General features: G+C 73.1%; 12 protein-coding genes. 7 read left to right on the forward strand and 5 right to left on the reverse strand.

Features of this window, described 5'->3' with window-relative positions:
• Positions 1-107: 107 nt before the first annotated feature.
• Both GA0070610_RS22810 and mca read right to left on the reverse strand, forming a co-directional pair.
• The gene (locus GA0070610_RS22810) at positions 108-401 is read right to left on the reverse strand and encodes a hypothetical protein (protein WP_089001938.1); all 294 of its coding nucleotides are present in this window, start codon (positions 399-401) and stop codon (positions 108-110) included.
• A 48-nt stretch (positions 402-449) separates the two neighbouring features.
• Positions 450-1,331 (reverse strand): mycothiol conjugate amidase Mca, encoded by an 882-nt coding sequence (gene mca, locus GA0070610_RS22815; RefSeq protein WP_089001939.1) that lies wholly within the window; start codon positions 1,329-1,331, stop codon positions 450-452.
• Between the two features lie 191 nt (positions 1,332-1,522).
• Between mca and GA0070610_RS22820 the strand changes: the two genes are divergently transcribed.
• Both GA0070610_RS22820 and greA read left to right on the forward strand, forming a co-directional pair.
• The gene (locus GA0070610_RS22820) at positions 1,523-1,957 is read left to right on the forward strand and encodes a DUF4307 domain-containing protein (protein WP_089001940.1); all 435 of its coding nucleotides are present in this window, start codon (positions 1,523-1,525) and stop codon (positions 1,955-1,957) included.
• 155 nt (positions 1,958-2,112) lie between these two features.
• On the forward strand, positions 2,113-2,610 hold the full coding sequence (gene greA / locus GA0070610_RS22825; RefSeq protein ID WP_089001941.1) for a transcription elongation factor GreA: 498 nt from the start codon (positions 2,113-2,115) through the stop codon (positions 2,608-2,610).
• Between the two features lie 163 nt (positions 2,611-2,773).
• Here the strand turns inward: greA and ilvA are convergent, their stop codons facing one another.
• From ilvA to GA0070610_RS22840, 3 genes are read right to left on the reverse strand one after another with little or no spacing between them, the layout of a single operon-like run.
• A complete protein-coding gene (gene ilvA / locus GA0070610_RS22830; protein WP_089001942.1) occupies positions 2,774-3,994 on the reverse strand; it encodes a threonine ammonia-lyase in 1,221 nt (406 codons plus the stop codon).
• Between the two features lie 50 nt (positions 3,995-4,044).
• On the reverse strand, positions 4,045-5,442 hold the full coding sequence (locus GA0070610_RS22835; protein ID WP_089001943.1) for an amidase: 1,398 nt from the start codon (positions 5,440-5,442) through the stop codon (positions 4,045-4,047).
• A gap of 15 nt (positions 5,443-5,457) precedes the next feature.
• Positions 5,458-6,600 carry a cystathionine gamma-synthase gene (locus GA0070610_RS22840; protein WP_089001944.1) on the reverse strand — a complete coding sequence of 381 codons (1,143 nt, stop codon included), beginning with the start codon at positions 6,598-6,600 and terminating at the stop codon, positions 5,458-5,460.
• Positions 6,601-6,714: 114 nt separating this feature from the next.
• Here GA0070610_RS22840 and GA0070610_RS22845 point away from each other — a divergent pair, with 114 nt between their 5' ends.
• The 5 genes from GA0070610_RS22845 to GA0070610_RS22865 all read left to right on the forward strand — a co-directional run bounded on the left by GA0070610_RS22845 (position 6,715) and on the right by GA0070610_RS22865 (position 12,932).
• Positions 6,715-7,173, forward strand: coding sequence for an HIT family protein (locus tag GA0070610_RS22845; protein WP_089001945.1), 459 nt, complete (start codon positions 6,715-6,717; stop codon positions 7,171-7,173).
• A 55-nt stretch (positions 7,174-7,228) separates the two neighbouring features.
• Complete coding sequence (gene msrA, locus GA0070610_RS22850) at positions 7,229-7,891, forward strand: peptide-methionine (S)-S-oxide reductase MsrA (protein WP_089001946.1); 663 nt, start codon at positions 7,229-7,231, stop codon at positions 7,889-7,891.
• Positions 7,892-8,149: 258 nt separating this feature from the next.
• The gene (locus GA0070610_RS22855; RefSeq protein WP_089001947.1) at positions 8,150-9,934 is read left to right on the forward strand and encodes an N-acetylglutaminylglutamine amidotransferase; all 1,785 of its coding nucleotides are present in this window, start codon (positions 8,150-8,152) and stop codon (positions 9,932-9,934) included.
• 2 nt (positions 9,935-9,936) lie between these two features.
• Positions 9,937-11,751, forward strand: a complete 1,815-nt coding sequence (gene ngg, locus GA0070610_RS22860; protein ID WP_089001948.1) for an N-acetylglutaminylglutamine synthetase — start codon at positions 9,937-9,939, stop codon at positions 11,749-11,751.
• On the forward strand, positions 11,748-12,932 hold the full coding sequence (locus GA0070610_RS22865) for an osmoprotectant NAGGN system M42 family peptidase (RefSeq protein WP_089001949.1): 1,185 nt from the start codon (positions 11,748-11,750) through the stop codon (positions 12,930-12,932). Before ngg ends, GA0070610_RS22865 begins: the two co-directional genes overlap by 4 nt.
• The last annotated feature ends 158 nt before the right edge of the window (positions 12,933-13,090 follow it).

Raw genomic sequence — 13,090 nt, forward strand, 5'->3', positions numbered from 1 at the left:
TCCCGCGCACGGCTCGGGAACTCTTGGTCCCCCCGGCGAGAGGCTAAGGCAAACCCGGTGGCCGCAACAGGGGGCGACGACCGGGTTCGGCGTGAATCATGCGTGGACTAGCCGTTTCGGCCCTGCTGACGCCCGGTGGGAGCGGGGGTGGATGAATCCTGCGCCTGCGTGCCCTCTGTCGGATCGACGACTTCCGCGTCCGCCCGGTCGAGCGTGGCCGGCGGGCCCTGCTGGGGGAACCGGTCGGGCAGGCGACGCAGCCGGGAGTTCATGTTGCGGATCAACAGGACGGTGGCGGTCGCCAGAACGAGGATGAGGAAGAGGCCCATCGGGCCGGCCAGCCCACCCGTGCGGGTGTCCCCGAAGTTGTTCTGGGCGAGCACCTGTGCGGCGGTCAGCATGGCGTTCCTCCGGATTGCGGTTGGTGACCAGGGTAGCCCGGCCCCGGATCAGCAGGCACGGGCCGTCTCGCGCACCCCGGCGAAGAGGTCCGACTCGGGTAGTGGGCTGTCGACCAGCGAGCGCACCAGCTCGAAGTCCTCCGTCGGCCACGCCCGCCGCTGCAGCTCCATCGGCACCTGGAACCAGAAGCCGTCGGGGTCGATCTGGGTGGCGTGGGCGCGCAGCGCGTCGTCGCGGACGGGGAAGTAGTCGGCGCACTCGACCCGGGTCGTGATCCGGGGCCCCTTGTCGGGGCGGTCCTCCCAGCGCTTGATCCACTCCTCGTAGGGCGAGTTGAGGCCGGCGGCGAGCAGTTCCTCGTGCAGCGCCATGATCTTGCCCTTGGAGAAGCCGATGTCGTAGTAGAGCTTGAGCGGCTGCCACGGCTCGCCCAGCTCCGGGTAGCGCTCCGGATCGCCGGCGGCCTCGAACGCGGCCACGCTGACCTTGTGGGTCATGATGTGGTCGGGGTGCGGGTAGCCGCCCTCCTCGTCGTACGTCGTGACGACGTGCGGACGGAACTGGCGGATCAGCCGCACCAGCGGGCCGGCCGCCACCTCGACGTCCTGGAGGGCGAAGCAGCCCTCGGGCAGCGGCGGGAGCGGGTCGCCCTCGGGCAGGCCGGAGTCGACGAAACCGAGCCACGCCTGCTCGACGCCGAGGATCGCCCGTGCGGCGTCCATCTCGGCCCGGCGGACGTCGGCGATGTTGGCCCAGACGTCCGGTCGGTCCATCTTCGGGTTGAGCACGCTGCCGCGCTCGCCGCCGGTGCACGTGACCACCAGGACGTCCACGCCCTCGGCGACGTACTTCGCCATGGTCGCGGCACCCTTGCTCGACTCGTCGTCGGGGTGCGCGTGGACGGCCATCAGTCGCAGTTGCTCTGCCAACGTCGGCGCTCCTCGTCTCTGCCCGCCGGCGGACCCCCCGCAGGACCGCCCGGCTGACCTGCCGGAATCCTCCCCCGCGCCGGGACCTGCCGGTGCCGACCTGTCATATTTGACGACGGGACGGGCTGGGAGGATGGAACCCTGCCATTCTTGCCGATGCCTCCGACAACGACGCCAGGAGATACCCAGCGGTGACCGAGACGCACGCCACACTTGAGCCGGGCGCGCCCGCCTTCCCGCCGGGCCGGTACGGCCGCCGCCGGGAGCCGGGGCGCCGTCGGCCGCTGCTGGCGGTGCTGCTGGCGGTCGCCATGGTGGCCGTCATGACCCTGGTCGCGGTGCGGCTCTACCGGCAGTACGGCGACCCGAACTACGACGCCGAGGTGATCACCTACACCGGGATCACCGACAGCCAGGTGCTGGTCGACTTCCGGGTCACCGTGCCGGAGGGCGGCTCGGCGGTGTGCCTGGTGCGCGCCCGCGACCGCGACGGCGCCGAGGTGGGTCGGGAAGAGGTGACGGTGACCGCCCGGCCCGGCCAGCGGCACGTGAGCACCCAGCACCGGCTGACCACCACCGCCCGGCCCTTCATCGGCGAGGTGATGCGCTGCCGGCCCCCGGGCTGAGCAGCCACGACGCGCCCCGGACGCACCGGCACGGATGCCCGGGGCGGCCCCGGTGCCGGCGGCACCGGCGGTGCTCGAGCGCATCCTGTGTCGTACCGCACTGGTAGCTTGGAAGTTCACCTGTCAGCCAGCACGCACGAACGAGGAGACCGCCTGTGTCCACTGGCAACGAGGCGCCCGCCACCTGGCTGTCCCAGGACGCATTCGACCGGCTCCAGGCCGAGCTCGACGAGTTGATCGCCAACCGGCCGGTCATCGCCGCCGAGATCAACGCCCGGCGCGAGGAGGGCGACCTGCGGGAGAACGGTGGCTACCACGCCGCCCGCGAGGAGCAGGGCAAGGCCGAGGGCCGCATCCTCTACCTGAAGGAGCTGCTCCGCACCGCCAAGGTGGGCGGGGCACCGACCGCCGACGTGGTGTCGCCCGGCATGGTCGTGACGATCTACTTCGACGACGACAAGGACGACACCGAGACGTTCCTGCTCGGCTCCCGGGAGATCGCGTCGACCACCGAGCTGACGGTCTACAGCCCCGAGTCGGCGCTGGGCCAGGCGATCCTGGGCGGTCGGGCCGGCCAGACCTGCACCTACACCGCCCCCAGCGGGGCCGACATCAAGGTGACCGTGGTCAGCTTCGAGCCGTTCTCCGGCTGAGCCCCCGCCGCCCGCCCGGGTTGAACCGGGCGGGCGGGACAGCCGCCCGCCTCGGGGTTGACCGGGCGGCACGGCCGCCGGGGCACCGACCCCGGCCAGGCGCCGACGAGCAACCCGGGCAGGTGGCGACGACGAACGACGCGGCGTGACACCGGCCCCGGTGTCACGCCTCGCCGGCGAAGACCACCTGGTAGCCGCTGGCCCGCAACGCGCTGATCAACGTGTCGGAGTGCTCGACCCCCCGGGTCTCCACCGACAGGGCCACCTCCACCTCGCCGAGGCGCAGGTGCGGATTGGCCCGCTGGTGCTCCACGTCCACCACGTTCGCCCGGTGTTCGGCGATCTCGCCGAGCAGCGACGCGAGCTGGCCCGGCCGGTCGGAGCAGCGCACGGTGACCCGCAGGTAGCGCCCGGCGGCGGCGAGACCGTGCTCGATCACCCGCAGCATCAGCAGCGGATCGATGTTGCCGCCCGAGAGCACCGCCACCACCGGCGCCTGCACCTCGACGACGCCCGCCAGCAGCGCGGCCACGCCCACCGCGCCGGCCGGCTCGACCACCTGCTTGCCCCGCTCCAGCAGCATCAGCAGCGCACGGGAGATGTCCTCCTCGGATACGGTGACGATCTCGTCCACCAGCTTGCGGACGTGGGTGAAGGTGAGCTCCCCCGGCCGGCCGACCGCGATGCCGTCCGCGATGGTGCCGAACGCCGGGAGGCGTACGGGCTCGCCGGCCACCAGGGAGGGCGGGAAGGCGGCTGCGCCGGCCGCCTGCACCCCGATGATCCGCACGTCGGGCCGTAGCGCCTTGGCCGCCACCGCCATGCCGGAGACCAGCCCGCCGCCGCCCACCCCCGTGATGATCGTCCTGACCTCGGGGCACTGTTCGAGGATCTCCAGGGCCACCGTGCCCTGGCCGGCGATCACGTCCCGGTGGTCGAACGGGTGGATCAGCGTCGCCCCGGTCCGCTCGGCGTAGGTCTGCGCCGCGACCAGGGACTCGTCGACGGTGTTGCCGACCAGCTCGACCTGGGCGCCGTACCCCTTCGTGGCGGCCACCTTCGGCAGCGGCGCGTTCACCGGCATGAAGACGGTGGCGTGCGTACCGACGAGGCCGGCGGCGAGCGCCACCCCCTGGGCGTGGTTACCGGCGCTCGCCGCCACCACCCCGTCGGCCCGCTCCGCCTCCGACAGCCGCGAGATCCGCACGTACGCGCCACGCACCTTGTACGAGCCGGCGCGTTGCAGGTTCTCGCACTTGAGCCACGTCGGCCCGCCCAGCGCCGCGCTGAGCGGCCGGGAGGGCTCCAGCGGGGTGGTGCGGACGACGCCGGCGAGCAGTTCCCGCGCGGCCCGTACGTCGGCGAGACCGACCAGTTCCGTCATGCCCCTGATCGTGCCACCCTGCACCGGCGCCGACGCGCGCACGCCACCTCTCAGACGGCGGCGGGGACGCGGGGGTAGCCGGGCGCGTGCCGGGGCCAGGGAGCCTGCATCTCGAACTGGCCGGCGACGCCGAGCAGCAGCAGCTCGCTGCCGGGCGGGCCGATCAGCTGCACGGCGACCGGCAGGCCGTCCGGGCGGCGGCCCACCGGCACCACCAGCGCGGGCAGGCCGGCGATGTTCCACGGCGCGGCGAACGGGGCGTACCTGATGCTGGCCAGCATGTTGGCCCGCCAGGACCGGCCGGACCAGCCCGTGGCCTCCGGCGGCACGGTCGCCAGGGCCGGGGTGAGCAGCAGGTCCACCGAGTGGTCGGCGAAGAAGCCGATCGAGCGATCGCGCCAGGCGGCCCGGTCGGCCTCCCGGACGTACCCGCGCCGCTGCGCCCACTCGCCGAGGGCGACGTGGCGGCGGCTGCGCCGCTGGAGGCCGCGCCGGTCCAGCCCGGCGGCCCGCACGTCGGCGGCCGCCGCGGCGAACCAGGTGGCGATGCCCTGCAGGCCCAGCGCCGTCGGGTAGACCGGATCGGCCGGCACGGTGTCGTGGCCCGCGCCCGCGAGCAGCCGGCCGGCGGCGGCGACCGCGTCCCGGTTGGGCGCGTCCGCGTGCACCCCCCGCACCGGCGAGCGCAGCGAGACGCCCACCCGCAGCCGCTGCGGCGGCACCAGCTTGTCCGGGCGACGGCCGGCCAGCACCGAGAAGCCGACGGCCGCGTCGGCGACCGTGCTGGTGAGCATGCCGTGCTCGGTGAGGCCGAACCAGTCGTCCGCGCCGAGCTGACACGGGACCACGCCCCGGCCCGGCTTGAGCCCGACCAGGCCGCAGCAGGCCGCCGGGATGCGGATCGACCCGAGGCCGTCGTTGCCGTGGGCGATCGGCACCAGCCCGGCGGCGACGGCGGCGGCCGCCCCACCGGACGAGCCGCCGGGGGTACGCCCGGTGTCCCAGGGGTTGCGGGTGACGGCGGTCTCGTCGTCGGTGATGCCCCAGAGGCCGAGTTCCGGCATCCGGGTCACCCCGAGGATCACCGCGCCGGCGCCGCGCAGCCGGCGGACCACCTCGTGGTCGGCCTCCGCCACCGGCGTACGCACGGCCGCCGACCCGTTCCAGGTGGGCAGCCCGGCGACGGCGGTGTTCTCCTTGACCGCCACCGGCACCCCGGCCAGCGGGAGGTTGGCCAGGTCCTCCTGCTCGTCGACCTTCTCCGCCTCGGTGATCGCCTCCCCGCCGCGTACCGTGCGGAACGCGGCGAGGTCGGCGTCGACCCGGGCGATGTGGTCCAGGTGGTCGGCGACGACCTGGGTGGCCGTGACGTCGCCCCGGCGTACGCCCCGGGCGATCTGCTTGGCGGTCGCCCCCACCCAGGTCGGCATGATGTCCTGCACGGCCACCCTCCCAGCCAGCGGTCAGCCCAGCGCCTGCTCCAGATCGGCGAGCAGGTCGTCGACCGTCTCGATGCCGACAGACAGTCGCACGAGATCGCCGGGAACTTCAAGCGGCGAGCCGGCAGCACTTGCGTGTGTCATCCGGCCCGGGTGCTCGATCAGGGATTCCACGCCGCCGAGCGACTCGGCGAGGATGAACAACTTCGTCCGGTTGCAGATCTCGACGGCGTGTTCCTCGCCACCGGCCGCCCGGAACGAGATCATCCCGCCGAAGCGGCGCATCTGCTTCGCGGCCACCTCGTGGCCCGGGTGCGCGGGCAGCCCGGGGTAGATGACCTGGCCGACCTTGGCGTGCCCGTCCAGGTAGGCCGCGATCCGCTCGGCGTTGTCGCAGTGCCGGTCCATGCGTACGCCCAGGGTCTTGATGCCGCGCAGGGTGAGCCACGCGTCGAAGGGGCCGTTGATCGCGCCCATCGCGTTCTGGTGGTAGCGCAGTTCCTCGCCGAGCCCGGCGTCGGCGGCCACCAGCGCGCCACCGACCACGTCGGAGTGGCCGCCGATGTACTTGGTGGTGGAGTGCACGACCACGTCGGCGCCGTGCGCGATCGGCTGCTGGAGGTACGGCGAGGCGAACGTGTTGTCGACGACCAGCAGGGCTCCCGCGTCGTGCGCGACGCCGGCCAGCGCGGCGATGTCGGCGATGCCGAGCAGCGGGTTGGTGGGCGTCTCCACCCAGACGATGCGGGTCCGGCCCGGCTCGACGGCGGCCCGGATCGCGTCGGGGTCGGAGACCTTCGCCGGGGTGTAGTCCAGCCCCCAGCGCTCGGCCACCCGCGCGAAGAGCCGGTACGTGCCGCCGTACGCGTCGTCGGGGATCACCACGTGGTCGCCCGGCTTGCAGACGGTACGCAGCAGGGTGTCCTCGGCGGCCAGGCCGCTGGCGAAGGCGAGCCCGACCGGACCGCCCTCCAGCGCGGCGAGGCACTCCTGGAGGGCGTCGCGGGTCGGGTTGCCGGAGCGGCTGTACTCGTAGCCCAGCCGGGGCGCGCCGACGGCGTCCTGGGCGTAGGTGCTGGTCTGGTAGATCGGTGGGATCACCGCGCCGGTGCGGGCCTCGGGGTCCTGGCCGGCGTGGATGGCGAGCGTGTCGAAGCCGTGACTCATCCCGTGAGGCTAATGCCCCGTCCCGAGGGCTGGAACGGAACGGTCCTGTCGGGTCCACGCCCGCCGGGCCGGCGGGGACGTCTCTCGGCGGGGCGGCCGGCATAGCCTGGACCGATGAGCGGGTGTGTGTTCTGCGGGATCGTGGCGGGCGGGGTTCCCGCCTTCCGGGTGGCCGACGAGCCCGACGGGGTGGCGTTCCTGGACACCCGGCCGGTCTTCAAGGGGCACGTGCTGGTGGTGCCGCGCACGCATCTGGTCGCCCTGGCCGACCTTCCCGCCGAAGCGCTGGCCGGCTACTTCGGCCTGGTACGCCGACTCGCGGTCGCCGTGGAGACCGGCTCGGAGGCCGGTGGGACGTTCGTGGCGATGAACAACAAGGTGTCCCAGTCCGTCCCGCACCTGCACACCCACGTGGTGCCGCGCACCAAGGGCGACGGCCTGCGGGGCTTCTTCTGGCCGCGCACCCGCTACGCCGACGACGCCGAGGCCGAGACGTACGCCGCCCGCATCACCGCGGCGGCGCCTCGTGCCGGTTTCGGCGGCGGCCCGCCTGAGTGTGGGCGGAGCGGGTAAGGAAGGCGGATCCGGCGGTGTTGCACGCTGGGAGAGGTACGAGAGGAGTCCCACCGTGTTCCTGCGCCGTGTCAAGGCCGAGCTTCCCACCCCCGACCAGGCCCTGCCGGGTCGCCTGATCGCGATGCCGATCGCGGATCGGCACGAGGTGCTGGGCACCCCGCTCAAGGGGCCCTTCCCGGAGGGCTCGCAGGTGGCCGTGTTCGGCATGGGCTGCTTCTGGGGCGCCGAGCGGCTGTTCTGGACCCTGCCGGGCGTGATCACCACGTCCGCCGGCTACGCGGGCGGCATCACGCCGAACCCGACGTACGAGGAGGTGTGCTCGGGCATGACGGGGCACGCCGAGGTGGTCCAGGTGGTCTACGACCCCACCAGGATCAGCTACGAGGACCTGCTGAAGGTCTTCTGGGAGAACCACGACCCGACCCAGGGCATGCGCCAGGGCAACGACGTGGGCACCCAGTACCGGTCGACGATCTACGTGACCACGGACGAGCAGCTCGCCACCGCCCAGGCGTCCCGGGAGGCGTTCGCGCCGATCGTGGCGCGGGCCGGCAAGGGCGAGATCACCACCGAGATCGAGCGACTGGGTGAGTACTACTTCGCCGAGGACCACCACCAGCAGTATCTGGCACCCACGAAGAACCCGAACGGGTACTGCAACCACGGCCCGAACGGGCTGAGCTGCCCGGTGGGCGTCGCCCGCACGTCGGGCTGAGGGCCAGCCACCGGCACAGCGGCCGGACGCACCCAGGCGGGCCGGCGCGGCGTCAGCCGTGCCGGCCGCCTGCCACCGGAACTGAGCGGTCGATCACATCCGCCCCGGACGGCGAAACGCCCCGGCCGCCACTCTTGACGCGCTCTGCCACCATGGTCGACACGGGGCGCGACGAAATCGCGCAGTGTAGCAAATCTTCAAGAAACCGTTATCATCCCAACGGGCATTCCTCGCTGCCCTCTGGCAGCATTGCCTGGCATGTGCGGACTTGCGGGAGAGTTCCGCCGTGACGGTTCACGCGCCGACGTGTCGGCGGTGGAACGCATGGCGGCCACGATGAGCGACCGGGGGCCCGACGACAGCGGCGTCTGGGCCCAGGGCCCGACCGCCCTCGGGCACCGACGTCTGAAGATCATCGACCTCTCCGCAGCGAGCGGGCAACCGCTGGTCGACCCCGGGGCGGGACTGACGGGCGTCTTCAACGGCTGCATCTACAACTACCGCGAGCTGCGCGAGGAACTCCAGGCCAAGGGCCACCGGTTCTTCTCCTCGGGCGACAGCGAGGTCGTGCTCAAGGCGTACGCCGAGTGGGGGCTCGACTTCGTCGACCACCTGGTCGGCATGTTCGCCGTGGCGATCAGCGAGCGGGACACGGGCCGGTTGGTGCTGGCCCGCGACCGGCTCGGCATCAAGCCGCTCTACGTGGCCGAGACGCCGGGTGTGGTGCGCTTCGCCAGCACCCTGCCCGCGCTGCTGGCCGGGGGCGGCGTCGACACGGGCATCGACCCCGTCGCGCTCGCGCACTACCTGAGCTTCCACAGCATCGTGCCGCCGCCGCGCACCATCCTGCGCGGCGTCGCCAAGCTGCCCCCGGCGACCGTGCGCGTCTACGAGGCGGACGGCCGCACCTCGGAGCGCGTCTACTGGGACCCGGCCTTCACCCGCTCCGCCGAGCGGGCCGGCTGGTCCGAGAAGGACTGGCAGGACGCCCTGCTGGAGTCGCTGACCACCGCCGTACGCCGGCGGATGGTGGCCGACGTGCCGGTGGGCGTGCTGCTCTCCGGCGGCCTGGACTCCAGCCTGGTGGTCGCCCTGCTCGCCGGCGAGGGCCAGCGCGGGCTCTCCACCTTCTCCATCGGCTTCGACGCGGTCGGCGGCCGGGAGGGCGACGAGTTCCGCTACTCCGACCTCGTGGCGAAGACGTTCGACACCGACCACCACCAGATCCGGGTGGCCGCCGCCGACCTGGTGCCGCCGCTGGAGGCGGCCGTCGCCGCGATGTCCGAGCCGATGGTGAGTCACGACTGCGTGGCGTTCTACCTGCTCAGCGAGGTGGTCTCGCAGCACGTCAAGGTCGTGCAGTCCGGCCAGGGCGCGGACGAGATCCTCGGCGGCTACCACTGGTACCCGCCGCTGGCGAAGGTCGGCCGGGACGAGGCGCTCGACACGTACGCCCGGGCGTTCTTCGACCAGGACGCGGCCGGGCTGGCCCGGGTACTGAACCCGGCCTGGCTGACCGACGGCGACCCGGCGCGGGAGTTCGTGGCCGCCCACCTGGGGCGGGCCGGCGCGCAGACCGCGGTCGACGCCGGCCTGCGGATCGACACCCAGGTCATGCTGACCGACGACCCGGTCAAGCGGGTGGACAACATGACGATGGCGCACGGGCTGGAGGCCCGGGTGCCGTTCCTCGACCACGAGTTCGTCGAGCTGGCCGCGAGCTGCCCGCCGGAGCTCAAGCTGGCGCAGGGCGGCAAGGGGGTGCTCAAGGAGATCGGCCGCCGTGTGCTGCCGCACGAGGTCATCGACCGGCCGAAGGGCTACTTCCCCGTGCCCGGCCTCACCCACCTGGAGGGCAAGCTCCTCGACCGGGTACGCGACGCGCTCTCCGCGCCCGAGGCCCGCCGCCGCGACCTGTTCCGCGCCGACTACGTCGACGCCCTGCTCGCCGACCCGAATGCCGAACTGACCCCGTTGAACGGAAACAAGCTGTGGCAACTCGGACTCCTGGAAATGTGGCTCCAGAGCCACGGAATCGACTGACCGTGACGGACACCCTGGCGACCGGCACCGCCCGGCCCGACCGGTCGCGCAACGGCCGGCGACGGGAGCGGGTGGGTCCCGGCGGCGACCCGATGGCGCCGGAGCCGGCGGAGCCGCCGACCCGGGAGGGCGACACCGACGTGGTGCTGGACTGCGGCTGGGGGCGGCTCGTCTTCGGGCAGACCTTCGCCGACCAGGCCGCCGTCGCCGCCGTACTGCGTTCGGAGGCCGCCGGCTCCCGGGACATCTGCATCTACCTGCGCGACCCGCACGTGCTGGTGTCGCGGCTGCCCGACGAGCTGTTCATCGATCCGTCGCTGACCTACCGACTGCCGCTCGGCGGCGACCGGCCGACCGGCGACGGCGAGGTGCCGGGGCTGTCCATCCGCCCGCTGGCCGACGCCGCCGACGCGGACGCGGTGAACCGGATCTACGCCCGCAACGGCATGGTGACCGCCCCGGTGGACGTGCTCGTCGCCAACGCGCGCACCGACCGGTTCCTGCACCTGGTCGCCGAGGACGCCACCGGCGAGGTCGTCGGCACCATCACCGGCGTCGACCACGTCGCGGTCTTCGACGACCCGGAGAACGGCGCCAGCCTGTGGTGCCTCACCGTCGACTTCAACACCGCGCCACCGGGCACCGGCCAGGCGCTGATCACCGCGCTGGCCGCCCGGCTGGTCGAGCGGGGCCGGGCGTACGTGGACCTGTCCGTGCTCGCCGAGAACGCCGGGGCGATCCGGCTCTACGAGCGGCTCGGCTTCTACCGCACGTCGACGCTCTGCGTGAAGCGGAAGAACCCGATCAACGAGCGACTCTTCCTGCCCGCCATGCCCCAGGGGTACGACCAGCTCAACCCGTACGCGAAGATTGTCGCCGACGAGGCGATGCGGCGCGGCATCCGGGTGGAGGTCACCGACCCGGCCTGGGGTGAGCTGCGCCTGAGCAGCGGCGGGCGGACCGTGCTGACCCGCGAGTCGCTGTCGGAGCTGACCTCGGCGGTGGCGATGAGCCGCTGCGACGACAAGCGGGTGACCCGCCGCATCCTCGCCGAGGTGGGGCTGTCCGTGCCGCGCGGCCGGACCGCCACCGGCGACGACGGCGACGCCGCCTTCCTCGCCGAGGTCGGCCGGGCGGTGGTCAAGCCGGCGCGGGGCGAGCAGGGCAACGGCATCACGGTGGGCGTACGCACCCCCGAGGCGCTGACGGCCGCCGTCGAGCTGGCCGCCCGCTTCTGCCCGGACGTGCTGATCGAGGAGATGCGCGCCGGCGAGGACCTGCGCGTCGTCGTCATCGACCACGAGGTGGTGGCCGCCGCGGTCCGGCGCCCCGCCTCGATCACCGGCGACGGGGTGCACGACATCGCCGAGCTGATCGAGCGGCAGAGCCGGCGGCGGGCCGCCGCCACCGGTGGCGAGTCCCGGATCCCGCTCGACGACATGACCCGCGACGTGCTGGCCGAGGCCGGCCACGAGCTGCACGACGTGCTGCCCGAGGGGCAGGTGCTGGCCGTACGCCGGACCGCGAACCTGCACACCGGCGGCACCATCCACGACGTCACCGCCCAGCTGCACCCGTCGATCGCCGAGGCGTGCGTGGCGGCCAGCCGGGCCCTGGACATCCCGGTCACCGGGCTGGACCTGCTGGTCGGCGCCCCGGACCGCCCGGAGCACGTCTTCATCGAGGCCAACGAGCGGCCCGGCCTGGCCAACCACGAGCCGCAGCCGACCGCCGAGCGCTTCGTGGACCTGCTCTTCCCGGGCACCCGCGCGCCGCAGCGGCTCTGGACCCCGGCCGGCCCGGGAGGTGCGGCGTGAGTCCGAGGCCCCTGGAGATCGACCTGGACTACCTGCGCCAGGTGCTGGTGGAGCTGCTGGAGATCCCGAGCCCGTCGGGGCGTACGGACCACGTGCAGCAGTACGTCGGCGAGCGGCTCTCCGCGCTCGGCATCCCCTCCACGCTGACCCGGCGCGGCGCGCTGAGCGCCTGCCTGCCCGGCCCGCGGTCCACCGGCGCGGACCGGGCGATCGTGGTGCACACCGACACCATCGGTGGCATGGTGAAACGGCTGAAGGAGAACGGCCGGCTGGAGCTGAAGACGATCGGTACGCACAGCGCCCGGTTCGCCGAGGGCGCGCACGTGCGGATCTTCACCGACGACCTGGAGCGGGTGATCACCGGCCAGGTGCTGCCGCTGAAGGCCAGCGGCCACCGCTACAACGACGACGTGGACCTTCAGGGGGTCGGCTGGCAGCACGTCGAGGTGCGGGTCGACGAGCCGGTCGAGGACGTCGCCGGGCTGCGTGCCCTCGGCATCGACGCGGGCGACTTCGTGGCGTTCCTGCCGAACCCGACGATCACCCCCAGCGGGTACGTCAAGTCCCGGCACCTGGACGACAAGGCCGGCGTGGCCGCCGTCCTCACCGCCCTCAAGGCGATGGTCGACGCCGGCGTACGCCCGGCGGTCACCGCGCACCTGCTGGTCACCGTGACCGAGGAGATCGGGCACGGGGCGTCGCACGGGCTCGACCCGGACGTGGCGGAGATCGTGTCGGTGGACGCGGCGGTGGTGGCGCCCGGCCAGCAGTCCCGCGAGGACGCGGCCACCCTGGCGATGGGCGACGGGGTCGGGCCGTTCGACTACCACCTGACCCGCAACCTGGCCTCGATCGCCGCCGAGCACGGGGTGGACCTGGTCCGCGACGTCTTCGAGTACTACCGCTCGGACGTGGCGGCGGCCGTGGAGGCCGGCGCGCACGCCCGGGTGGCGCTGCTCGGCTTCGGCGTGGACGCCACCCACGGGCACGAGCGCACCCACCTGGAGGGCCTGCGCCAGCTCACCCAGCTGCTCTGCCTCTATCTCCAGAGCGACCTGGTCTTCCCCGAGTGGGACGCCGAGCCGGAGGGCGACCTGGCCGACTTCCCGTCGCTGGCCGTGCAGCCGGCCAGCGAGGAGGGCCCGCGCGAGGGGCCGATCGGCATCGCCGAGAACGCCTGAGCGCCGGCCCGCCATTCCCCGACCTCGTGTGATCGAAATCCGTTGCCCGGGCCGCGGAGGGTGGATAGCGTGGCGGTACACGGGAAAGGAGGTGGTCCAGACTTGTATAGCAATCGGACTCGTGAGGTGGCTGTCCGCTAGCCGCTGTCCTCGACAGT

This window comes from Micromonospora echinofusca (assembly GCF_900091445.1).
In the GTDB taxonomy this organism is placed as follows: Bacteria; Actinomycetota; Actinomycetes; order Mycobacteriales; family Micromonosporaceae; genus Micromonospora; species Micromonospora echinofusca.